24 protein-coding genes and 1 pseudogene are annotated in these 24,091 nt (G+C 37.1%); 24 read left to right on the top strand and 1 reads right to left on the bottom strand.

Going from position 1 to position 24,091, the window contains the following annotated elements:
- Nucleotides 1-58 precede the first annotated feature (58 nt).
- The 7 genes from KIK00_RS19130 (at nucleotide 59) to KIK00_RS19100 (ending at nucleotide 6,789) form a co-directional block, all read left to right on the top strand.
- Nucleotides 59-1,849 (top strand): endonuclease, encoded by a 1,791-nt coding sequence (locus KIK00_RS19130; protein WP_255813884.1) that lies wholly within the window; start codon nucleotides 59-61, stop codon nucleotides 1,847-1,849.
- Between the two features lie 62 nt (nucleotides 1,850-1,911).
- Entirely contained in the window at nucleotides 1,912-2,649 is a 738-nt protein-coding gene (locus KIK00_RS19125) for a shikimate dehydrogenase (protein WP_255813883.1), read from the top strand.
- Nucleotides 2,650-2,723: 74 nt separating this feature from the next.
- Nucleotides 2,724-4,526 carry a DUF349 domain-containing protein gene (locus KIK00_RS19120; RefSeq protein WP_255813882.1) on the top strand — a complete coding sequence of 601 codons (1,803 nt, stop codon included), beginning with the start codon at nucleotides 2,724-2,726 and terminating at the stop codon, nucleotides 4,524-4,526.
- 63 nt (nucleotides 4,527-4,589) lie between these two features.
- Entirely contained in the window at nucleotides 4,590-5,615 is a 1,026-nt protein-coding gene (ribD, locus tag KIK00_RS19115) for a bifunctional diaminohydroxyphosphoribosylaminopyrimidine deaminase/5-amino-6-(5-phosphoribosylamino)uracil reductase RibD (protein ID WP_255813881.1), read from the top strand.
- Nucleotides 5,616-5,678: 63 nt separating this feature from the next.
- Complete coding sequence (locus KIK00_RS19110) at nucleotides 5,679-5,843, top strand: hypothetical protein (protein ID WP_255813880.1); 165 nt, start codon at nucleotides 5,679-5,681, stop codon at nucleotides 5,841-5,843.
- 38 nt (nucleotides 5,844-5,881) lie between these two features.
- Nucleotides 5,882-6,064: a hypothetical protein gene (locus KIK00_RS19105; protein ID WP_255813879.1), complete on the top strand. Its 183-nt coding sequence runs from the start codon at nucleotides 5,882-5,884 to the stop codon at nucleotides 6,062-6,064.
- A gap of 119 nt (nucleotides 6,065-6,183) precedes the next feature.
- The gene (locus tag KIK00_RS19100) at nucleotides 6,184-6,789 is read left to right on the top strand and encodes a YigZ family protein (RefSeq protein ID WP_255813878.1); all 606 of its coding nucleotides are present in this window, start codon (nucleotides 6,184-6,186) and stop codon (nucleotides 6,787-6,789) included.
- On the opposite strand, the gene KIK00_RS19095 is transcribed toward KIK00_RS19100, so the two are convergent.
- Nucleotides 6,786-7,496: a zinc metallopeptidase gene (locus tag KIK00_RS19095; protein ID WP_185097845.1), complete on the bottom strand. Its 711-nt coding sequence runs from the start codon at nucleotides 7,494-7,496 to the stop codon at nucleotides 6,786-6,788. The two genes, KIK00_RS19100 and KIK00_RS19095, sit on opposite strands and share 4 nt — an antisense overlap.
- A gap of 104 nt (nucleotides 7,497-7,600) precedes the next feature.
- Between KIK00_RS19095 and KIK00_RS19090 the strand changes: the two genes are divergently transcribed.
- The 17 genes and pseudogenes from KIK00_RS19090 to KIK00_RS19010 all read left to right on the top strand — a co-directional run bounded on the left by KIK00_RS19090 (nucleotide 7,601) and on the right by KIK00_RS19010 (nucleotide 23,864).
- Nucleotides 7,601-8,731, top strand: a complete 1,131-nt coding sequence (locus KIK00_RS19090) for a GNAT family N-acetyltransferase (RefSeq protein ID WP_255813877.1) — start codon at nucleotides 7,601-7,603, stop codon at nucleotides 8,729-8,731.
- A 224-nt stretch (nucleotides 8,732-8,955) separates the two neighbouring features.
- A complete protein-coding gene (locus KIK00_RS19085) occupies nucleotides 8,956-9,132 on the top strand; it encodes a hypothetical protein (protein WP_167510753.1) in 177 nt (58 codons plus the stop codon).
- A 253-nt stretch (nucleotides 9,133-9,385) separates the two neighbouring features.
- Nucleotides 9,386-9,757 (top strand): NADH-quinone oxidoreductase subunit A, encoded by a 372-nt coding sequence (locus KIK00_RS19080; protein WP_047377762.1) that lies wholly within the window; start codon nucleotides 9,386-9,388, stop codon nucleotides 9,755-9,757.
- A 100-nt stretch (nucleotides 9,758-9,857) separates the two neighbouring features.
- On the top strand, nucleotides 9,858-10,418 hold the full coding sequence (locus KIK00_RS19075; protein ID WP_045492893.1) for an NADH-quinone oxidoreductase subunit B: 561 nt from the start codon (nucleotides 9,858-9,860) through the stop codon (nucleotides 10,416-10,418).
- Nucleotides 10,419-10,424: 6 nt separating this feature from the next.
- Nucleotides 10,425-10,919 (top strand): NADH-quinone oxidoreductase subunit C, encoded by a 495-nt coding sequence (locus KIK00_RS19070; RefSeq protein ID WP_047377760.1) that lies wholly within the window; start codon nucleotides 10,425-10,427, stop codon nucleotides 10,917-10,919.
- A gap of 75 nt (nucleotides 10,920-10,994) precedes the next feature.
- On the top strand, nucleotides 10,995-12,218 hold the full coding sequence (gene nuoD / locus KIK00_RS19065) for an NADH dehydrogenase (quinone) subunit D (protein ID WP_047377759.1): 1,224 nt from the start codon (nucleotides 10,995-10,997) through the stop codon (nucleotides 12,216-12,218).
- A 91-nt stretch (nucleotides 12,219-12,309) separates the two neighbouring features.
- Nucleotides 12,310-12,819, top strand: coding sequence for an NAD(P)H-dependent oxidoreductase subunit E (gene nuoE, locus KIK00_RS19060; protein ID WP_047377758.1), 510 nt, complete (start codon nucleotides 12,310-12,312; stop codon nucleotides 12,817-12,819).
- Between the two features lie 96 nt (nucleotides 12,820-12,915).
- A pseudogene (gene nuoF, locus KIK00_RS19055) lies at nucleotides 12,916-14,275 on the top strand (NADH-quinone oxidoreductase subunit NuoF).
- A gap of 5 nt (nucleotides 14,276-14,280) precedes the next feature.
- A complete protein-coding gene (locus KIK00_RS19050; RefSeq protein WP_255813876.1) occupies nucleotides 14,281-15,192 on the top strand; it encodes a hypothetical protein in 912 nt (303 codons plus the stop codon).
- 41 nt (nucleotides 15,193-15,233) lie between these two features.
- A complete protein-coding gene (locus KIK00_RS19045; RefSeq protein ID WP_255813875.1) occupies nucleotides 15,234-16,232 on the top strand; it encodes a 2Fe-2S iron-sulfur cluster-binding protein in 999 nt (332 codons plus the stop codon).
- Nucleotides 16,233-16,408: 176 nt separating this feature from the next.
- Complete coding sequence (gene nuoH, locus KIK00_RS19040; protein ID WP_213278082.1) at nucleotides 16,409-17,473, top strand: NADH-quinone oxidoreductase subunit NuoH; 1,065 nt, start codon at nucleotides 16,409-16,411, stop codon at nucleotides 17,471-17,473.
- Nucleotides 17,474-17,530: 57 nt separating this feature from the next.
- The gene (locus KIK00_RS19035) at nucleotides 17,531-18,088 is read left to right on the top strand and encodes an NADH-quinone oxidoreductase subunit I (protein WP_040996950.1); all 558 of its coding nucleotides are present in this window, start codon (nucleotides 17,531-17,533) and stop codon (nucleotides 18,086-18,088) included.
- Nucleotides 18,088-18,585 carry an NADH-quinone oxidoreductase subunit J gene (locus tag KIK00_RS19030; protein WP_255813874.1) on the top strand — a complete coding sequence of 166 codons (498 nt, stop codon included), beginning with the start codon at nucleotides 18,088-18,090 and terminating at the stop codon, nucleotides 18,583-18,585. Before KIK00_RS19035 ends, KIK00_RS19030 begins: the two co-directional genes overlap by 1 nt.
- 4 nt (nucleotides 18,586-18,589) lie before the next feature.
- Nucleotides 18,590-18,919, top strand: a complete 330-nt coding sequence (gene nuoK, locus KIK00_RS19025) for an NADH-quinone oxidoreductase subunit NuoK (RefSeq protein WP_002983557.1) — start codon at nucleotides 18,590-18,592, stop codon at nucleotides 18,917-18,919.
- Between the two features lie 2 nt (nucleotides 18,920-18,921).
- The gene (nuoL, locus tag KIK00_RS19020; protein WP_255813873.1) at nucleotides 18,922-20,835 is read left to right on the top strand and encodes an NADH-quinone oxidoreductase subunit L; all 1,914 of its coding nucleotides are present in this window, start codon (nucleotides 18,922-18,924) and stop codon (nucleotides 20,833-20,835) included.
- Between the two features lie 2 nt (nucleotides 20,836-20,837).
- Nucleotides 20,838-22,331: a NuoM family protein gene (locus KIK00_RS19015; protein ID WP_077413859.1), complete on the top strand. Its 1,494-nt coding sequence runs from the start codon at nucleotides 20,838-20,840 to the stop codon at nucleotides 22,329-22,331.
- A 153-nt stretch (nucleotides 22,332-22,484) separates the two neighbouring features.
- Complete coding sequence (locus KIK00_RS19010) at nucleotides 22,485-23,864, top strand: NADH-quinone oxidoreductase subunit N (protein WP_255813872.1); 1,380 nt, start codon at nucleotides 22,485-22,487, stop codon at nucleotides 23,862-23,864.
- Nucleotides 23,865-24,091: the final 227 nt, after the last annotated feature.

Here is a 24,091-nt window from a genome sequence, read left to right as displayed (position 1 = left end):
TTAAGTTAATATACTTCGTTTTCATTTTTTCGTACCTTTACGCCCCAATTTTAAATAAATGAAACGAATTTTATCTTTTTTTCTCTTAAGTCTGACATTTATCAGCGGTTTTGCACAAGCTCCCGCAGGATATTACAACCAGCCAGCAGGGTTAACAGGAGCTGCTCTAAAAACAGCTCTTAAAACCATCATCACCAATGGACATGTAGATCATGGCTATGGTGGTTTATGGACAGGCTATGCTACCACTGACCGTGATTATTTTTATGAAAATGACGGAACCATTCTGGATATTTATTCTGAAAATCCAAATGGACCGGATCAATATAATTTCATCCTGGGAACCAATCAATGTGGATCTAATGGCTACTCTAATGAAGGTGACTGCTACAACAGAGAGCACGTCATTCCACAGAGTTTATTCAACAGTGCTTCTCCTATGGTAGCTGATATTCATTTTATACGTGCTACAGATGGAAAAGTAAACGGAATGAGATCCAACTACCCTTTTGGAATCGTTGGCAACACTTCTTTCACTTCTAAAAACGGATCAAAATTAGGCACATCCGTATCTGCAGGATACTCAGGTACTGTATTTGAGCCTATTGATGCTTTCAAAGGAGATATTGCCAGAATGTTCTTTTATTTCGTTACAAGATACGAAGACAAACTTCCCAATTTCACTTCTGGTGATATGCTTGGCAACACAGCATTTCCGGGGCTACAGCCCTGGGCGCTTAATCAATATTTAGCATGGAACGCAATGGATCCTGTATCTCCGGAAGAAATTGCAAGAAATAATGCTTCTTATACTTACCAGGGAAACAGAAACCCTTTCATTGATCACCCTGAATATGTTTCTCAAATCTGGGGATCTCCGGTAATTGATAACCAGGCACCTACAGCAGCAACCAACCTTATTACCAACAACCCTACTTCAAACTCTATCGCTGTAAGCTGGACAGCCGCTACAGATAATGTAGGAGTAACTACTTACCAGGTTTACGCAAATGGTACATTAAAAGCTACTGTTTCCGGGACAACAACAGCTACTATTATATCAGGATTAGCTCCACTTACTCAATATACATTCTACGTGATTGCTAAAGATGCTTTCGGAAACTCTTCTCCACAAAGTACAACAGCTACAGAAACTACTCTTGACGTTCCTGCCGGAGGCGGAAGCTGTGGAACGGAAGATTTTGAAATGATCACCGGTGCAGCAAATACTTACCTTACAGCAACCTGGACCAATAATGGAATTTCGTGGACTGCAACGGATGCAAGAGTTGATCAGACTATCAACAATAAAGCCATCACAATCAGAAATGGCAACTTAACAAGTTCTGCACTTTCAAGCGGAATCCAGAATTTAACTTTAACAACACAGCTGAAATTCAGCGGAAGCGCTGGCAATATCAATGTTTTTGTAAACGATGTTAATGTAGGAACTATTCCTTACAGTAATGTTGCAACAACTACTACCATTTACAATATCAACGTAAGCGGAAATGTTGTCATTAAGCTGACAAACTCTTCTAATTCCAACAGAGTTGCTCTGGATGACCTTAGCTGGACGTGTTTCGGTACATTAGGAACTGCAGAAACCCAAAAAGATAAATCAGAATTCACCATCTACCCTAACCCTGTAAGAAACAATGAATTATTTGTAAAAGGAGAAAACCTGAGCAAAATTTCAAAAGCTGATATCTATGATCTTTCCGGAAAATTGATTGAAACTATTGCTAATCCTTTCAAACATTCAAACAAGATCAACCTTAAAGGTGCTGTAAAAGGAACTTACATCCTGAAAACAGATAATTTCTCTACTAAATTTATTGTAGATTAATTATTAAAAAATATTTCAAACCAAAGGCCGGATTTATCCGGTCTTTTTTTTATTTTTGATATATGGATTCCAATAAAAAATTAGGATTGATAGGAAAAAACATTTCCTATTCTTTTTCTAAAAAATTCTTCGAAAATAAGTTCCAAAAGCTAATGCTAAAGAACTTCTCCTATGATATTTTTGATCTGAACGAAATCAATGAAGTGGAAAACCTTTTTTCTTCTCCGAACCTTTTAGGATTCAATGTTACCATTCCCTACAAAGAAAAAATCATTAATTATCTTGATGAATTAAGCGATGAAGCAGAGAAAATAGGTGCAGTAAACTGTGTTCTTATCCAGGATGGCAAAAAAACAGGCTACAATACGGATGCTTACGGATTTGAAAAGACTCTTCTTTTGCATAAAACCCCTTCACAGGACAAAGCACTGATCTTAGGAAACGGCGGCGCTGCAAAAGCAGTAAAATATGCTTTAGATAAGCACAACATTCCTTCTATAACCATTGCCCGAAGTACGGAAATCAATTTTGAAAACCTTGATAAAGAAACCGTTGCAAAGCACAAAATAATCATTCAGTGTACACCGGTAGGGACTTTCCCGAATGTTACAGACTGTCTGAGTTTTCCTTTTGACGGGCTTTCTCCGGAGCACCTGGTCATCGATCTTATTTACAATCCCAACTATACCCAATTCATCATCAATGCCTCTGAAAAAGGAGCAAAGACTGTGAACGGATATTATATGCTTGAACAGCAAGCAGAAAAAGCTTGGGAAATTTGGAATTTTCAAAAAAAATAACATAAATTAGTGCTTTAATTGGCCTTAAAGCTATATTTAAAGGATATAAACGCCACTCACATAAAAGATTTGCTATGACTACAGAAAACAATCTTTCTGAAAACGAAGAAAAGAACAATCCTAACGAAGTATCTCAGGACACATCAGAAAACACAGTTTCTCATGATGCAAACCGACATGAAGATGATGCAGAGCACCTGGAAGAACATGAAGAGGTAGAAATTTCCCTGACTGATGCTTTAAAGGAAATGGAAAAAATCATCAACACTCCCAACGCCGGTGAGAATTTTAAAAGATTCAACCTGCTGAAGGAAAAAGCAAGTCACTATATCCATGATGAAGTAGAGGATAAAAAGCATGAATATGTAGAAGCCGGAAATCCTGCTGAAAACTTCAGCTATGAGCATCCTTCTCAGACTAAATATTCTGCATTGGTTAATATTTTCAAGGAAAAACATGACAGCTTCCAGAAAGGACAGGAAGAAGAGCAGAAGAAAAACCTTGAGCACCGTCAAAGTATTATTGAAAGACTTAAAAATCTATATACAAGTTCTGAACCGGGAATCAATCTTTTCAAATCCATCCGTGAAATTAAAGAAGAGTGGTCAAAGGCAGGACAGGTTGCAAAATCTGAATTCAAAATTCTTAATAACAACTACTTCCACCACCTGAACCAGTTTTATCAGATGCTGGATCTGAATAAAGAATTTCTGGAACAGGAATACAGCCACAACCTTGAAAAAAGAGAACACATCATCGCTCGTGCTAAAGAACTGGAAAACGAACCGGTAATACAAAAGGCTTTAAACGAACTCCAGTATCTTCATAAGCTTTGGAAGGAAGAAGCTGAGCCTGTTGCAGAGGAATTCCGTGAAAAAACATGGGAAGAATTCAAAGAAATTTCCAACAAAATTCACGAGAGAAAATCTGAACTTTCCGCATCTATTGAAAAAGAACAGACTGTAAATCTTGAAAAGAAAAATGAGATCATTGCTGAAATCAAGAAACTTTCTGAACCCTCAGAAACTCCTAATCACAACTACTGGCAAAATGCCATCAAAAGAGTTGAAGATCTGCGTTCTGATTTCTTAAAAACCGGAAGCGTTCCAAGAAAATTATCCAACCAAAACTGGAATGATTTTAAAACAACACTGAGAGGTTTTAATACGACGAAGAATAACTATTACAAATCGTTAAAAGGTTCACAACAAGCGAATCTTGAAGAGAAATTAAAACTGATCCAGACAGCACAGGACAATATGAACAATGAAGAATGGGATATTGCAGTTCCATTATTCAAAAAACTACAGGAAGACTGGAAAAAAATAGGCCACGTTCCAAAGAGCATGACCAATAAAATCTGGGATGAGTTCCGTGATGCATGTAATGCATTCTTCAACAACTACAGAGAGAAAAGCAATACTTCCACTGATAACTGGAAAGAAAATTATAAAAACAAAAAAGCGCTTCTTGATGAATTGAAATTAGTTTCCAATGAAGAAGGAAGCATCGAAAGAATTGAGCAGATTAAAACTTCCTGGAACAACATCGGAAAAGTTCCGAGAGATAAAATTTCAATCAACACTGAATTCAACAAGACATTAAGAGAGAAATTAAAAATAAACAAAATCAATGAACTTGAACTGAAAGAAGAAGGCCTATCTGAAAACCAACTTACTGACAAAGCAAGAAAGATCAAAAACCAAATCTCTGATCTTGAAGGTGAAATTGTAAAACTGGAAAACAACCTTTCTTTCTTCAATAAACCATCAAGGGAGAATCCTCTTTTAAGAGATACTTACAACACCATTGATGAGAAAAAAGCTCATCTGGAAACATTAAAGCAGAATCTTCACAGCATCATCAGCGGAGATTAATAGATAACAAAATAAATAAAGGCGGAGCAAAGCAATTTGTCTTCGCTTTTTCTTTTTATAAATATGAACAACGACGAACTGTATATCAAAAGATGTATTGAGCTGGCTAAGAAAGCCCTTGGCAAAACCTACCCCAACCCTCTTGTAGGAAGTGTGATTGTACACAACGGACAGATCATTGGTGAAGGCTACCATCATAAAGCTGGGGAAAACCACGCTGAGATCAATGCCATCAATTCTGTTAAAAATAAAGATCTTATTCCGGAATCTACCATCTATGTATCCCTGGAGCCCTGTGCACACTTTGGAAAAACTCCACCTTGTGCTTTAAAGATTAAAGAATTAGGATTTAAAAAAGTGATTATCGGCGCCATGGATTCCCATGATAAAGTCAATGGTAAAGGAAAGAAAATCATTCAGGATGCAGGAATTGAAGCCGTTTCAGGAATTCTTGAACAAGAATGTATTGAACTTAATAAAAGGTTTTTCACTTACCATGAGAAGAAAAGACCTTATATTATTCTAAAATGGGCAGAATCCGGCGATGGCTTTTTGGATAAAGATTTTAAACCGACGGCTGTTTCCAATACCCTGGTGAATCAGTTTGTTCATCAGTTAAGGGCTGACGAACATGCCATTTTAGTAGGAACGCAAACCGCTTTAAATGACAATCCAAGTCTTACTGTAAGAAATGCAGAAGGAACGAACCCTGTCAGAATTCTGATCGATTTTGATTTAAAAGTTCCTTCAAATTTCAACATTTACAATAATAAAGCAAGGACATTGGTTTTAAACGCTGTAAAAGAAGGTACCGAAGGATCTATTCAATTTATTAAAATCAACAGGAATAATTTCCTGTCTGAGCTTATGGAAGCATTGTATAAAGAGCAGATACAGTCTGTCATTATTGAAGGAGGCCGTTTTACACTACAGCAGTTTATCAATGCTGATCTTTGGGATGAAGCCATTGTCATCAAAAATGAAAATCTGAAACTGGAAAATGGTACAAAAGCACCTGAATTCAATCATACAGCAGCTACAATTGAAGACTTCAGAGACAATACAGTTTCTTTCTTCAGACAAAAATAAAAGTGTTTTATCCCCAGCGAATGAAATAATTTCTTTATATTAGGTACACAAAAAAAAATTACTATGAAAAATTTAAAGAAAGTTTCAAGACAGAATTTAAAGAAAGTAAACGGAGGAAATGCTCCTGAATGCTGTTCATTCTATCCACCTTCATTACAGCACTGCTGTGCAACACCTTCAAGTATGAGCTGCCCGCCACCTTGGGCAGACGGAACATTCCCATGCTAATATTTAAACGTACAAATTAATCAAACAAAAATATTATCATGAATAACTTTAAAAAAGTATCCAGAGCCAACATGAAAACCATTAAAGGAGGTGTTTTTGTAACATGCACACTACCTAATGGGCAACCCACAAGATGCAGAGATAAATGCCCTCAGGATTTTTGCGGCCCAACAAGTTATATGTGCCTGATTCCAATGGATCTGTGCGGAGATGTGATGTAAGAACGTAATTTTACATTCAAAAATATATAAGCCGTCAAATTCTGACGGCTTAATTTATGATCATGATGCAGAATACTAAAGCATTTAATATTTTTGCATAATTAAAGCCGGAATATACAATGACGTTTGAATACAAAACCATAGAAAAACCCATAGAAAATACTCTTTTAAAGGAAAAAGGAAGCAAGTTTATAGGATTTGCATTCCCTGTAACCAATGAAAAAGAACTAAAGAACGCACTGGAAAAAATAAGGGAAGAACATCCGAAAGCTACCCACCACTGTTATGCCTTCAGAATAGGATTAAATGGTGAAAACTACCGTGCCAATGATGATGGTGAACCTTCTGGTAGTGCCGGATTACCTATTTACAATCAGCTGTTAGCTAACGAGGTCACCAATATTCTTGTGATTGTAGTCCGTTATTATGGAGGAACCAAACTTGGGGTTTCGGGATTGGTAAAAACCTATAAGGAATCTGCGAAGATCACATTGGAAGAAGCCCAAATCATTACCCGTGAACTGGAAACAGAGATAGAGATTCAGTTTAATTTTAATCAACAGAATACGATATTCACCCTGCTTTCAAAGTTTGATGCTAAAGTTTTGAATTTTGATGCTAACGAAAACTGTATCCTTACAGCCTCATTGAAGCTTGCACAAAAAGAAAGCATCTCGGAAAAACTCTCCGAGATGCAATATGTTTCATTTGAATTTAATGACTAATCTCTTCTTCCACCAAGAAGCAATGATCCCCAGTAAAGAAGCTGTGCCAGAGACCCTAAAGCTGCTACCACATAAGTTCTTGCTGCCCATTTCAGGCTGTCCTGTACTCCTACAAATTCTTCTGCAGTTACAGTTCCTGTATCTTTAAGCCATTTCATCGCTCTGTTACTTGCGTCATATTCCACAGGAAGGGTTACAAAAGCAAAAAGCGTTGTCACCGCAAACATTGCCACCCCAATGGCAAGAACAGTTGTATTTCCATTCGGATTCTCAATCGTTCTTGATGCTGCCATTACCGCAATACCCGCTATAAGGACAAACTGCATCAGATTGGAACTTATATTAACAATAGGAACCAGTTTTGAACGTAAATTCAACATAGAGTATCCTACGGCATGCTGTACTGCGTGTCCGCATTCATGTGCTGCTACTGCAGCTGCCGCTGCATTTCTCTGCATATAAACTCCTTCAGACAGGTTTACTGTTTTATCTGCCGGATTATAGTGGTCCGTCAACTGCCCGGGTACTGATATTACCTGAACATCATTTATCCCGTTATCTCTCAACATCTTTTCCGCTACTTCTTTCCCCGAAAGGCCATTTCGAAGGTGTACATTGGAATAATATTCAAATTTCGATTTCAATCTGGACGAAACCCACCAGCTCACCAACATTGAAATACCAATAATGATATAATAACCCACCATTTTATATAAATTTTGTGTTTAATTTTACCCATAATGATATAAAAACTGTGCCAAAGTATAAGATATTATTATTTATATTTGTCCTTAAATTACCATCAAAAATTATGTCTAAGGTTTCAATTATTGAAGTAAAAACAGCCGGTCAACTCAAGCAATTCGTAAAATTTCCGATGGATCTGTACAAAAATAATCCGTACTATGTTCCATCCTTTATCAAAGACGAAATGAAAATCTGGGATGCAAATGAAAATCCGGCATTCCATTATTCCGAGTCCAAGCAATTTCTGGCCGTAAAAGACAGTAAGGTGGTGGGGAGAATTGCAGTAATTATTAACCATAAGGAAGAAAAAGAATTAGACATCAAAAAAGTACGCTTTGGCTGGATAGACTTCATCGATGACAATGAGGTTTCTAAAGCGTTGATTCAGACTGCCATTGATTATGCCAAAGAACATAACATCAATAAAATTGAAGGCCCCATGGGATTCACCAATCTTGACAAAGCAGGGATGCTGACAATGGGTTTTGATAAGCTGGCAACAATGATTGGAATTTACAATCATGCATATTATCCCAAACATCTTGAAAATCTTGGACTAGTCAAAGAAAAAGAATGGGTAGAATATGAGATGAACTTTCCGAAAGTACTTCCTGAAAAAGTAGAAAAATTCAGTGGGCTGATCGCTCAAAAATACAAACTCAGCGTTCTTAAATTCAAATCAAAGGAAGAAATTCTCCCTTATGTGGAGCCCATGTTCAAACTACTGGATGAGACCTATAAGCATCTTTCTACTTATACTCCCATTTCTGATGAACAGATCAAAACGTACAAAGAAAAGTACTTTCCATTCATCGATAAAAATTATGTGATTTGTGTAGTGGATGAAAATCAACAGCTGGTTTCTTTCGCAATTACAATGCCTTCTTATTCTAAAGCCCTGCAAAAATCAAAAGGAAAATTATTTCCTTTCGGATGGTGGCATTTCTTACAGGCCGGCAAAAAAAATGACAGAGCCAATTTTTACCTTATCGGAATTCATCCTGAATATCAAAGACGCGGCGTAACGGCTATTATCTTCAAAGAAATTTTTGTACGCTTTACCAGTATGGGAATTAATTTCGCAGAAACCAACCCTGAACTTGAAGAAAATAAAAGTGTTCAGCTCTTATGGCAGGATTATAATCCGGTAAATCACAAGAGAAGGAGAACCTATTCTATGGAAGTAAATAAATGATATTGTATTTTGTACAAGGTAAAAAAGTAAAATAGAGTAATGGCTGGGTCCAGACATAAGAGGAAAGAATAAATAACCGAATGTCAGGTATCAGTTATTACCCGGGACTTTAAACATTGAATCTTTAAATCCTCAATCTTTACTCTCGCACCTTGAAACCAGATTCACCCCTCTATTTACCTACTACCTGCTACCTAAAACCCATAAATCCCTATCTTTACATTATGAAACCGCAGCTCATCATTTTCGCTATTTTAATCGCTGGATTTATCAGTTATAACTTCTTTTTTCAGTCACAGGATGACAGAACGAATACCGTTATCAACATCCTTTTTGCCAGCATACTTTTCGGCTACATCTCTTTTATGGCATATTCTGTTCTAAGGAAAATGAAGAAATAAAATACAAAGCCAATTTTTATTATATCTGCATATTATTCAGTTAAAATACCTCCAATACAGAGGATGAGATATATTTTTTTGGCAGCTGCTACAAAAAAAGGGAAAAAACACATCAAAAAAACAATCTCCAAAAGCTAATTTTTATTGATTCTAAATTACCGATTTAGCTCATTTTCATCAGACTTTTAAGCTGATAAATTTCATGCTTTCTTGTTTATTCGCTAAATTTGCAAATTGAGATAATAATGCAAAAATGAATTTACCTGAAAGTTATATTCCAATCCTTATCCAGGCTGGTGTAGCAGTAGGATTTGTAGCTGTTTCTTTGCTTGGAGCACATTTCTTGGGGCCACAGCAGAAAAAAGGAAACTCTGTAAAAAACCAAAGCTGGGAATGCGGGATTCCTGTAGAAGGAAATGCTAGAACACCGTTTTCTATCAAGTACTTCCTGACTGCGGTATTGTTCGTACTATTCGATATTGAAATCGTATTCTTTTATCCTTACGCAGTAAACTTTAGAGAATTCGGTATGGAAGGATTCCTTGCCGTACTTACGTTCGTTGCAATCTTCTTCGTAGCGTTTTTCTATGTTTGGAAACGCGGTGCGCTGGATTGGGATAAATAAATTTTAACATTAAAAGATTGAATTTATTTAAGTAGTTTAAAGATTGTAAAGGTCTTGTTTTTAATCTTTAAATATTTTAATCTTTAAATATTTACTAAAAATGTCAGATAAAAAACCAGTAATAAAAACAGATGCACCTGCTCCCGAAGGATATGAAGGAGAAGGGTTTTTCGCAACAAAACTGAGCAGTGTAATCGGGATGGCAAGAAAGTTTTCACTTTGGCCATTACCATTTGCTACCTCTTGTTGTGGTATTGAGTTTATGGCTACCCTAAACCCAACGTATGATGCTTCAAGATTTGGTATGGAAAGAAACTCTTTCTCTCCAAGACAAGCAGATATGCTGATGGTTTGTGGAACTATATCAAAGAAATTAGGACCAGTCCTGAAAGAAGTTTATACTCAGATGGCAGAGCCGAAATGGGTAGTAGCAGTTGGAGCTTGTGCTTCCAGCGGTGGTATTTTCGATTCATATTCTGTGCTTCAGGGAATTGATAAAATTATTCCGGTAGACGTTTATGTTCCTGGATGTCCTCCAAGACCTGAACAGATCATTGAAGGCGTAATGCAGGTACAGGCTCTTGCAGAAAGCGAAAGCATCAGAAGAAGAGACATGCCTGAATATCAGAAATTATTAGATTCTTACAACATAAGCAACTAAACGGAAATGACAAACGAATTTGTATTAGAAGCAATCACAAGAGAATTTCCGGAATCTGTCATTTCCAGCTCAGAACCTTATGAAATGCTGACAATTGAGGTGAAGAAAGAAGATATTAAGAAAATCATTCACTATCTTAAAGATTCATCATTAGAATTTAATTTCCTTACGGATATCTGTGGTATTCATTACCCTGAATTCCCTGAAAAGGAAATAGGAGTTGTATACCATTTGCATAACATGATGGCCAATTTCAGATTACGTCTGAAAATATTCATGTCCAGAGAAAATATTGAAGTAGATTCTCTTACGGAGCTATATGCCGGGGCAAACTGGATGGAAAGAGAAACGTATGATTTCTATGGGATTAAATTTAAAGGACACCCGGATCTTAGACCTATTTTGAATATGGAAGATCTTGGATACCACCCCATGTTGAAAGAATATCGCCTTGAAGACGGTACCAGAACCGATAAGGACGATAATATGTTCGGAAGATAAAAAATAATGCAATAAGCCATAAGTAGTAAGCATTAAGCTTAAAGCCTATAGCCTATAGCCTAAAGCATTTAAATTATGAAAGATAACTCATTATCTAATATACTAAACCAATACGAAAGTAAGGAACAGATTGACGGACAATTATATACCCTCAATTTAGGACCTACCCACCCTGCTACTCACGGGATTTTCCAGAATATCTTAACGATGGACGGAGAAAGAATTCTTCACGCTGAGCAAACGGTAGGCTATATCCACAGAGCATTTGAGAAAATTTCTGAAAGAAGAAACTACTCTCAGATCACTACCCTTACTGACCGTATGAATTACTGTTCTGCGCCTATCAACAACTTAGGTTGGCACATGACAGTAGAAAAACTGATTGGTATTAAAGTTCCAAAGCGTGTAGACTATATGCGTGTTATCTTAATGGAACTGGCAAGAATCGGTGACCACCTGATCTGTAACGGGGTAACCGGAATGGACTCAGGAGCTATTACAGGTCTTACTTATATGTTCATCGAAAGAGAACGTATCTATGATATGTATGAACAGATCTGCGGAGCAAGGATGACAACCAATATGGGAAGAATCGGAGGTTTTGAAAGAGATTTCACACCTAAGTTTCATGAGTTATTAAAAGACTTCTTAAAAACTTTCCCACCAAGATTCAAAGAATTCTGTACCTTATTGGAAAGAAACAGAATTTTCATGGACAGAACCATCGGTACAGGAGCTATTTCTGCTGAAAGAGCATTAAGCTATGGTTTCACAGGTCCAAACTTACGTGCAGCAGGAGTAGATTATGATGTAAGAGTTGCACAGCCTTATTCTTCTTATGAAGATTTCGACTTCATTATTCCTGTAGGAACTTCAGGAGATACTTACGACCGTTTCATGGTTCGTCAACAAGAAATCTGGGAATCGATAAAAATCATCAAACAAGCATACGAAAATCTTCCGGAAGGCCCATTCCATGCGGATGTTCCTGACTTCTATCTTCCTGAAAAGGCAGATGTATATCAGAAAATGGAAGCATTGATCTACCATTTCAAAATTGTAATGGGAGAAACTGATGTACCGAAAGGAGAAGTGTACCACGCTGTAGAAGGTGGAAACGGAGAATTAGGATTCTATCTTGTGAGCGACGGAGGAAGAAGCCCTTACAGACTTCACTTCAGAAGACCATGTTTCATCTACTATCAGGCATATCCTGAAATGATTACAGGTTCTGTAATTTCAGATGCCATTGTAACGATGTGTAGTATGAATATTATTGCGGGAGAATTAGACGCATAACTGGAATTATAAATTTTGAATTATAAATTATAAATTGATTTTAGACCGTTATTCATTTAGAATTTAAAATCTAAAATCTAAAATTTCAAAAATGAGCGAAACAATAGCTTTTAAACCGGAAAGTTTAGCACAGGTACATAAAATTATCGCAAGATATCCTGAAGGAAGACAGAAATCTGCTCTTCTTCCTGTACTTCACTTAGCACAGAAAGAATTCGGAGGATGGTTAGATGTTCCTGTGATGGATTATGTTGCCGAACTATTAAGTATCCAGCCAATTGAAGTATATGAGGTGGCTACTTTCTATACCATGTTTAATATGAAGCCGGTAGGTAAATATGTTTTGGAAGTTTGCAGAACAGGACCTTGTATGGTTTGTGGAAGCGAAAAAATTCTTGACCATATCAGAACCAAACTGAATATTAAGGATGGAGAGACTACTGAAGACGGTATGTTTACATTAAAGCCAGCTGAATGTCTTGGAGCATGCGGATATGCACCAATGCTGCAGTTAGGAAAATTCTTTCATGAAAATTTAACAATAGAGAAAGTAGACGAAATCCTTGAACTTTGCAGACAGGGACAACTTGCTTTAGACTAATAAAGATTTTGAATCCTGAATTTAAAATCAGTTAATTTTTAAAATAATTATAAAAAGCTAACGGCAACCAACCAATAGCTAAAAGCATAACAAACAATGAGTAAAAAACTTTTACTTAAAGACGCACATATAGAAGGTATTCGCTACTTTGAAACTTACCGTAAACAGGGAGGTTATACAGCAGCTGAAAAAGCCTTGAAGATGACTCCTGACGAAATTCTTGAAGAAGTAAAAGCTTCAGGATTAAGAGGACGTGGTGGAGCTGGATTCCCAACAGGAATGAAATGGAGCTTTTTTGGCAAAGCCTGAAGGCGTTCCAAGACACCTTGTTGTCAATGCGGATGAATCTGAGCCTGGAACATTCAAGGACAGATATCTGATGGAGTTCCTTCCTCATTTATTGATCGAGGGAATGCTAATTTCTTCTTACTGTTTAGGTTCCAATACTTCTTATATCTACATCCGTGGAGAATATTCATGGATTCCTGATATCCTTGAAGAAGCTATTGAAGAAGCTAAAGCAGCAGGATTTTTAGGTAAAAACATCCTGGGAACAGGTTTCGATTGTGAAATTTATGTTCAGAGAGGTGGTGGAGCATACATCTGCGGTGAAGAAACTGCATTGCTTGAATCCCTTGAAGGAAAAAGAGGTAACCCAAGATTAAAACCGCCATTCCCGGCTGTAAAAGGACTTTGGGAAAGACCAACGGTAGTAAATAACGTTGAATCTATTGCTGCAATAGTTCCAATTATAGATATTACTGGTGCTGAATACGCTAAAATTGGAGTTGGAAGATCTACTGGTACGAAACTGATTTCTGCTTGTGGAAACATCAACAAACCGGGTGTATACGAAATTGATATGACGATCACTGTAGAAGAGTTCATCTATTCTGATGAATACTGTGGTGGTATTAAAAACGGTAAAAGATTAAAGGCTTGTATTCCTGGAGGAAGTTCTGTTCCAATCGTTCCAGCTAATTTATTGCTGAGAACTGTGAACGGAGAGCCAAGATATATGAACTATGAATCATTGGCAGACGGTGGTTTTGCTACCGGAACAATGATGGGTTCAGGAGGTTTCATCGTATTGGATGAAGACCAGTGTATTGTAGATCATACTATGACATTGGCAAGATTCTACAATCATGAAAGCTGTGGACAATGTACTCCTTGCCGTGAAGGAACGGGATGGATGTACAAGATTTTGAAGAAAATCGAGAAAGGAGAAGGAAAAATGGAAGATATCGATCTACTTTGGGATATCCAGAGAAAAATCGAAGGAAATACGATTTGTCCGTTGGGTGATGCAGCAGCTTGGCCGGTTGCAGCAGCAATCCGTCACTTCAGAGATGAATTTGAGTGGCATGTGAAAAACCCAGAGTTGTCTCAGACACAAAACTATGGATTGGCACATTATGCAGATCCTATCCCGGCTGTTGAAAAGAATGCATAGGTAAGATGAAAAAATTATTGGTTGTCGGCTTAATGATGTCGAATCTTGTATTTGCACAGAACAAGAAGAGTGATACAGCAACTTATAACAGATCCGTTGAAGAGGATTTGTCATATGTAGCAAGTGAGAAACAACAGATTAAAGCTGAAAAAAAGGAAAAGCCTTTACCATTAAGCAAGAAAGGTCAGGTTTTCGTATTTTATGGATGGAACAGAGCTGCTTATAGTAATTCTGATATCCACTTTACCGGAAACGGGTACGATTTTCAATTGAATAATGTAACCGCACAAGACAGACCTACAAAATTTGGAATTGTCTATTTTGATCCAAGCTGGTTTACTGTAACACAGTATAATTTCAGAATAGGATATTTTATTAAAGACAATTTAGCACTGGTACTTGGGATAGATCATATGAAATATGTAATGGATCAGAACCAGACTGTAGGTTTCAAAGGACATATTTCAGATCCTGAATATGCCGCGATGGTTCAAAACGGGCAAGTGAATCTTGCAGATGAGAAGTTCCTTACTTTCGAACATACAGATGGACTTAATTATGAAAACTTAGGTCTTGAAAAATACAAAAATCTTGTTCACAAGAAAAATATAGATTTAGTATGGTCTTATGGAGCCGGAATCGGATTTATGTTTCCGAAAAGTAATGTAAAACTTTTTGGTAATGAGAGAAGTGACCGTTTTCATGTTGCAGGTATGGGAACCGATATCAGATCTAGTCTTAACTTAGTTTTCTGGAAAAACTGGATGCTTAGAGTAGAAGGAAAAGCCGGTTATATTAATATGTGGGATATTAAAACTACATTGAATAACAAACCCGATAAAGCACGCCAGGACTTTGTTTTCGGACAGGTTCTAGCAGGAATTGGATATACATTTAATACTAAGAAATATAAATAACAAAGCCTATTGCTTAACGCATAAAGCTTAAAGCATATCATATGAGCGAAGAAGTTAAAAAATTCAAAATAACTATAGACGGACAGACTACTGAAGTGATGCCTGGTACTTCCATTCTGGAAGCTGCAAGACAAATTGGTGGAAAATCTGTACCTCCCGCTATGTGCTACTACAGCAAGTTAGAAACCAGTGGAGGGAGATGTAGAACATGTCTTGTAGAAGTTTCTAAAGGGTCTGAAGCAGATCCTCGTCCTATGCCGAAATTGGTAGCAAGCTGCAGAACGAATGTAATGGATGGGATGGAAGTAAAAAACCTTACTTCTGAGAAAGCTCAGGAAGGAAGAAAAGCGGTTACCGAGTTTTTATTGGTAAACCACCCGCTGGACTGCCCTATCTGTGACCAGGCAGGAGAATGTCATCTTCAGGACTTAGGATATGAGCATGGTGTAGACAGTACAAGAACAGAATTTGAAAGAAATACTTACGAAGCCGATGATCTTGGACCGAACATCAAATTGAATATGAACCGTTGCATTCTTTGTGCAAGATGTGTATTGACAGCAAACCAGCTTACAGAAACAAGAGAACACGGTATTCTTTTCAGAGGAGATCATGCTGAAATTTCAACCTATTTAAATAAAGCTTTAGACAATGACTTCATCGGAAACGTTATCGACGTTTGTCCGGTAGGAGCATTAACAGACAGAACAGCTCGTTTTGCAAGCAGAGTATGGTTTACAAAACCAATGAACGCTTCTTGTAAATGTGATAAGTGTTCCGGAAAAGTTGTAGTATGGATGAAAGGTGACGAAATCGTAAGAGTAACTGCAAGAAAAGACCAATGGGGTGAAGTGGAAGAATTCATCTGTGATACATGCCGTTTCGAAAGAAAAGCATTATCAGACTGGAATATCGAAGGTCCAAGACATATTGACAGACATTCTGTAATTTCATTGAACCACTACGAAAAACCTAAGGATGAGCTAAGAGTTTTAGACAATCCCATGGCTAAAGAAATCAGTGAAAAAGACGAAAAATAAAATAGCTGGATGCTAGAAGCCGGAAGCTGGAAGTTCATAATAAACCTACAGTCCACTTTTAATATCAATTGTTTTAAAAAATATATAAAAAATTTGGTAATGTGATGAAGAGTTGATGCCGCGAGGTGATAAACTTCCAGCTTTCAGCTCCCATCTTCAAACATTTAAAATAAAAAATGGATTTACTTACATTTAAACTTATACTTGTACTAGCACTTTTCCTGCTATCGCTTACGATTGCAGCCTACTCTACCTGGGCAGAAAGAAAAGTAGCCTCTATCATGCAGGATAGAATTGGTCCCAACAGGGCCGGACCTTTCGGATTGCTGCAGCCTCTTGCTGATGGTGGAAAGTTTTTCTTCAAAGAAGACTTTACGCCAGCCAATGCAGAAAAATTCCTTTTCGTATTAGGACCTGCTTTGGTGATGTTTATTTCATTGATTACAGGAGCTGTTATTCCTTGGGGTAAAAGTTTAAATATTGCAGGTACTTCTTTTGATCTTCAGGTAGCTAACATCGATGTTGGTGTACTTTTTATCATCGGAATGGCTTCAATCGGGGTTTATGGAATTATGATCGGAGGTTGGGCTTCGAATAACAAATATTCATTATTAGGTGCTATCCGTGCTTCTTCTCAGATGATTTCTTATGAATTGGCAATGGGACTGGCACTTCTTTCTATCATTATGATGACAGGAAGTTTAGACTTAAAAGAAATTACTGAAAGTCAGACTACCGGGAAATTATGGGGTGTTATTCCTTGGGTTTCGGGGTTGAACTGGAATATTTTCTACCAACCGATTGCTTTCCTTGTTTTCTTTGTAGCAGCATTGGCAGAAACCAACAGACACCCATTCGATTTACCTGAGTGTGAATCCGAATTGGTAACAGGATATTCTACAGAATACTCTTCCATGAAATTAGGTTTATATATGTTCGGAGAATATGTGAACATGTTTATTTCTAATGCATTCATGGTAGTTCTTTTCTTTGGAGGGTACAACTATCCTGGTATTGAATGGGTAACTCAAAACTGGGGTGAGAACACTGCAGGGATCTTGAGTATCGTAGCATTCTTAACGAAGACTGTAATCGGAATTCTGATTTTTATGTGGATCAGATGGACGCTTCCAAGATTCAGATACGACCAGTTAATGCACTTAGGATGGAAAACATTAATCCCAATGGCATTGGTAAACCTATTAATTACAGGAGCTGTAATTTTAGCATTTGCAAACTAAGAGATAAGAATATATTTTTAATGCTGGATACAAGTTCAGCCTAAAAAAATTAAATAAATGAAACTTACAAACAGATCAAAAGTTGTTTCCAATAAAGAAATGACCCTTGCTGAAAAAATCTACCTTCCTGCAATCTTTACAGGGATGGGGATTACATTTAAGCATGCTGTAAGAACCGTGATAAAGGGTGCTCCCGCAGTATATTCGTATCCGGAAGTACAGAAGCCAAGAACAACCATCTGGAGAGGCCAGCACGTTTTGAAAAGAGATGAGGAAGGCAGAGAAAGATGTACAGCTTGCGGGCTTTGTGCGGTAGCTTGTCCTGCAGAAGCCATTACGATGACTGCTGCTGAAAGAACTAAGGAGGAAAAAGGTCTTTACAGAGAAGAAAAGTACGCTTCAGTATATGAAATCAATATGCTAAGATGTATTTTCTGTGGTATGTGTGAAGAAGCTTGTCCTAAATCTGCGATCTATCTTACAGACAGATTGGTAGACGTGGAAACCAACAGAGGTTCTTTCATTTACGGAAAAGATAAATTAGTTGAAAAAATAAATGAAAGGATTGATATCACGACAAGACAATCCGAGAAACAAAAAAATGCGGTAAAATAATGGATCAGTTTTTATTTTTCTTGGTGGCGTTTTTAGCAGTAGCAAGTGCAGTTTACTTTGTATTTGCAAGAAATCCTCTCTATGCTATTTTGTCATTGATTGTTACAATGTTTTCAATTGCAAGTATGTACATCCTTTTAAATGCACAGTTCCTTGCCATTATCCAGATTATAGTGTATGCAGGTGCTATCATGGTACTTTTCCTTTACATCCTGATGATGCTTAACCTTAATAAAGGAGACGAAAGTAAGAAGAACAATACTTTAAAGTTTGTTGGAGTTTTTACAGCAGGGCTTCTTTTAGTAGGTGTACTTGGAGTTTTCAGAGGAGTACAGGACAACCACATTGTTGTTGAAAATGTAGACAGAGGTGTTGGTCTTACGAAAAACCTGGGTAGACTTTTGTTTAATGAATATGTTTTACCGTTTGAGCTTGCTTCCATCCTAATTTTGGCAGGTATTGTAGGCGCGGTATTAATCGGTAAAAAAGATTTATAAAATTATGGGAGAAGTAAATACATTTATACAAAGCATCCCTTTGGACTACTTCATCATTCTTTCATCAGTATTGTTCTGTTTGGGAGTAATGGGAGTATTACTTAGAAAAAATGCTATTGTGATTCTGGGCTGTGTAGAGCTTATGCTGAATTCTGTAAACCTTTTATTGGCAGCTTTTTCAGCGTATAAAGGCAACGGCGACGGACAGCTTTTAGTTTTCTTCATTATGGTGGTGGCTGCTGCAGAAGTAGCAGTAGGTCTGGCAATTATTGCTATGCTGTATAGAAATACCCGTTCTGTAGATGTGAGTATATTTAATAAATTAAGAGGATAAGAATGGAGAATCTAGTATATGCAATAGTACTTTTACCACTTTTAGGGTTTCTTATTAACGGTTTATTCGGGAAAAATCTTCCAAAAATATTGGTTGGATCTTTGGCTACGGCAATGGTTTTCGGATCATTCTGTATCGCTGTAAGTCTTTTCATGAATTTCAATTCTGAAAGCCAGCCTGTAATCGTAAAAGCTTTTGAATGGTTTAGAGTAAATGGAGTACAAATTAATTTTGGATTCCAGATTGATCAGCTTTCTTTAATGATGGTGATGATCATCACAGGTATCGGTTCACTGATCCATTTATACTCTATCGGATATATGAGTCATGATAAAGGATTCTATAAGTTTTTTACTTACCTGAATCTTTTCATTTTCTCAATGTTACTTTTAGTAATGGGAAGCAACTACCTTATCTTATTCATCGGATGGGAAGGTGTAGGTCTTTGTTCTTACCTGTTGATCGGGTTCTGGTACACCAACGAAGAGTACGGTAAAGCAGCAAGAAAAGCTTTCATCATGAACAGAATTGGTGACCTTGCTTTGTTGATCGGTATCTTTATGATCGCCTCTCAGACAAACGCTGTAGATTATCTTTCTGTAGCAGAAAATGCTTCAAAATTTGAATTAGACGGAACAGTGATCATCTTTATCACAGCGAGTTTATTCATCGGTGCTACCGGTAAATCTGCTCAGGTTCCATTATATACATGGTTGCCGGATGCGATGGCCGGACCTACTCCTGTATCAGCGTTGATCCACGCGGCAACAATGGTAACTGCGGGTATTTATTTGGTAGTAAGATCAAACTTCTTATTTACTTTAGCACCTACAGTACAGGGAGGAATTTTATTCATCGGATTTTTAACTGCTGCATTGGCAGGATTCTATGCACTACGTCAGAACGACATCAAAAAAGTATTGGCATACTCTACAGTTTCACAACTTGGATTTATGTTCATCGCTTTAGGTCTTGGAGCGTATACAACGGCTATGTTCCATGTAATGACACATGCATTCTTTAAAGCTTTATTATTCCTGGGTGCAGGTTCTGTAATCCACGCAATGAGCAACGAACAGGATATGCGTTTCATGGGAGGTCTTAAAAAATATATTCCTCTTACACACGCTACATTCCTTATTGGAACATTAGCCATCTCAGGTTTCCCTTTATTATCAGGGATGATCTCTAAAGACGAAATTTTAGTAGCAGCTTTCGCTAAAAACCCTGTTTACTGGGTAATCTTATTTGTTTTAGCGGCAATGACTGCAACATATATGTTTAGACTATACTACCTGACATTCCACGGAGAATTCAGAGGTACTGAAGAACAAAAACACCACTTACACGAAAGCCCGTCTAATATGACATTACCATTGATCGTATTGGCTGTTCTTTCTGTAATCGGAGGTTTTATCAACCTGCCACACTTCATCGGTCACGGGCATTATGCGAAGCTGATGGAATGGTTGAAGCCAGTTCTTACAGAACAAAGCTACAGCCAGATGGAAGCTACTCTTTCAGGAGTACCTTTCAATACTGAAATGATCTTATTAGCAGCTACAGTGATTATGTTCTTCTCTGTATGGTTCATCGTTAGAAATACTTATGTAAGTAAGAAAAAGATGGCTGTTGCAGAAGAAAACTATACCGGATGGGAAAAGCTTTCTGCTAAAAAATTATATGTTGACGAACTTTACAACGCATTGATTGTAAAAACTGTTGAAGGATTAGGACGCGGAGGAAAGATGTTTGATAAGGGTATCTTAGACCGTTTTGTAAACTTTGTAGGTGATGGTGCTGAAGACAGCGGAAAAGCTATGAAGCGTGTTCAAAACGGAAATGTAGAGACGTATATTCTTATCATGTCTTTAGCTGTGGGAATTATATTAATTGTTAACTTTTTATTACAATAATAATGTCTTGTTTATTATTAACATTATTACTATTACCTCTAGTAGGTTCGGGATTAGTTTTTGCATGGAAGAGTAATTCCAGCAAATATTTGGCACTGGGAATTGCATTGGTCCAAATGCTTCTTACATTTTATATACTTTCGGATTTCGATTTTACTCCGACGGTAGATAGTGTATTGCAGCATGAGATCAATTATCCTTGGTCACAATTTATGAAGAGCTCTCTTCACTTCGGTATCGATGGGATGAGCATGCTTCTTTTATTATTGACCAATATTCTGGCTCCAATCATTATTTTATCATCTTTCAACGAAAATGTAAACTATAGAAATACATTCTACGGATTGATTCTGCTGATGCAGTTCGGTCTTGTAGGAGTGTTCACTTCTTTAGACGGATTGTTATTCTACATTTTCTGGGAAGTAACTTTGATTCCAATTTGGTTCATTGCCGGACTTTGGGGACAAGAGAATAAAAGGTTTGAATTCACTACGAAATTCTTCGTATATACATTCGTAGGATCATTATTTATGTTAGCCGGATTGATCTATGTGTACAACCACTCTGCATCATTCGCTTTAACAGATTTATATAATGCACAACTGAACGAAGTACAACAGACTGTGGTATTCTGGTTTATTTTCTTTGCATTTGCAGTGAAATTACCGGTATTCCCTTTCCACACATGGCAGCCTGATACCTATACCTACTCTCCTACTCAAGGATCAATGTTGTTATCGGGGATCATGCTTAAAATGGCAGTATATGGGGTATTGCGTTATTTACTTCCAATCACTCCGCTTCCGATAGCAGGAATTTCCGGACAGATTGTGATCATCCTTGCAATTGTAGGAATTGTTCACGGAGCATTGATTGCTATTATCCAGACAGATATGAAGAGAATCATTGCATATTCATCTTTCTCTCACGTAGGATTGATGGTAGCAGGGATTTTTGCTTCCGCAGTAGTTACTCTTAGAGGAACTTTCAATGTAGAAGGGGCAGAAGGGGCATTGGTACAGACTTTCGCTCACGGTATCAACGTAGTGGGATTGTTCTACTGTTGTGATATTTTATACAAAAGATTTAAATCAAGAGACATCAGACAAATGGGTGGTTTAGCTAAAGTAGCTCCTAAGTTTGCCGTATTGTTCTTGATCATTATATTAGGTTCAATGGGAGTTCCATTGACCAATGGATTCATCGGAGAATTTATTTTGTTGAAGTCTGTTTATGATTTTAATGGAACAGCAGCAGTAATTGCGGGTCTTACGGTAATTCTTTGTGCTGTATATTTATTGAGATTCTACGGAAAAGCAATGTTTGGAGAAGGAGATGAAGCAGTTTTAAGTACAGCAAAAGATTTATCAGGAGTAGAATTTTCTGTATTGGCAAGTTTAGCGGTTTTTGTGATTTTACTAGGTATTTTCCCACAGCCGGTAATCGACATGGTGAGTAGTTCAGTGAAGTTTATTTACATGGCGATGGCTAACTAAAAAATTAAAAGATTTAAAAATTAAAAAATTAAGAGATTAGAGAAGAGTCAAAGAAAGAGACAAAGAAATGAAAACAGGGAATCTTTAAACCTTAAATTTTCAACTTTGAACCTGAAACTTTAAACTTCAAATCTCGCATCTCAAATCTATATTATGAGTGTTTTAATTATTGTTTTCCTAACGGCAGTTATTGCGTTATTTTCAGGAGTTTTTGAACAAGGAAAATTCGCAAGATACATTGGGATTTTGGGATTAATCATCGCATTGTACGTAAGTTTTATGCCGGAATGTTCGTTCTTCGACCATTACAAGCATATGTATGAGTACAGTGGTAATACTGCATTATTCACTAAAATATCAATCGTAACAACATTATTATTATTCTTCCTAGGAGGTTTTGCTTTCAGCAACCACAGAAGCCACCAGTCAGAATTATATGCATTGATGCTATTTGCATTATGTGGAGGGATCATCCTTTTCGGATATCAGAACCTGGTGACGATGTTCCTGGGAGTGGAGATTCTTTCTATTCCATTATATGTAATGGCTGGAGCTAACAAAACTGATCTTAGATCCAACGAAGCTTCTATTAAATATTTCCTTATGGGTGCATTTGCGACAGGTTTCTTACTGTTCGGGATTGCGTTCATCTATGGAAGTGCAGGAAGTTTTGATCTGTACAAGATTCATGATTTTGGAGTAGCTAATTCAGGGAATGTAATGTTCATCTTAGGAGTATTACTGATTCTTTGTGCATTGGCATTCAAAGTAGCTTTAGCACCTTTCCACATGTGGAGTCCTGATGTATATGCAGGTTCTCCTTCATTAATCACAGCTTTCATGGCGAGTGTAGTAAAAATCTCAGGATTCTTTGCGCTATTCAGATTGATGACGCTTGGTTTCGCTGGGGTGACTCATGAATGGATCAACGTTTTAGGAGTATTCTTAATCATTACTTTACTTTTGGCAAACGTTATGGGTCTTGCTCAGACGAACGCAAAAAGAATGCTGGCTTACTCTTCAGTTTCCCATGCAGGATATATCGGATTGGTATTCTTCGGAATGACAAGCCTTTCTACTTATAACCTTGCCTTTTATTTATTTGCTTATTCTTTATCTACAGTAGGAGTTTTCATGTGTCTGATCTGGGTAGAGAAGTTAAAGAGAGAAACTTCCTTCGGAGCATTCAAAGGATTGGCGAAAACTGAGCCGTTATTAGCAACAGCAGCAGCAATCTCTATGCTTTCAATGGCAGGGGTTCCGTTAACCGCTGGTTTCATGGGAAAATTTGCTTTATTCTCCCAGGCTATGAACGGTGCCGCTTTCTTAGTATTGGTGGCTGTATTAGGTTCTGCCTTATCTATTGCTTACTATTTAAGACTGATCATCGCAATGTTCTTCTTTAAAGAATCTACATTCAAATCATCAGAAAAAGTAACTCTTACTTACAATATCATTGCAGTAATAATAATTGTTTTAATTATCATCCTTGGGGTTTTCCCGGATCTGTTTGCAAGAATGTTCGGATTGTAAAATCAGAATTATACAATATAAAAAGCACAACTGATAAGTTGTGCTTTTTTATGATCAAAACTTTTCATATTCAAATAAAAACAAAATAAGAAAAATGATCTGATCACCCAACTGACCATAAAATTTATTAATCAGTAATCCGATAATCTGTCTTTCCAAAAAACATCAATAAATTATAAAATACATTGCAAAATTTCAGAATACACAAGTAAATTATATACAATAAA

The sequence above is a fragment of the Chryseobacterium sp. MA9 genome (assembly GCF_024399315.1).
Taxonomy (GTDB): Bacteria; Bacteroidota; Bacteroidia; order Flavobacteriales; family Weeksellaceae; genus Chryseobacterium.
Note: the sequence above shows the minus strand (reverse complement) of the source record. Positions and strands in the feature narration are given on the sequence as shown.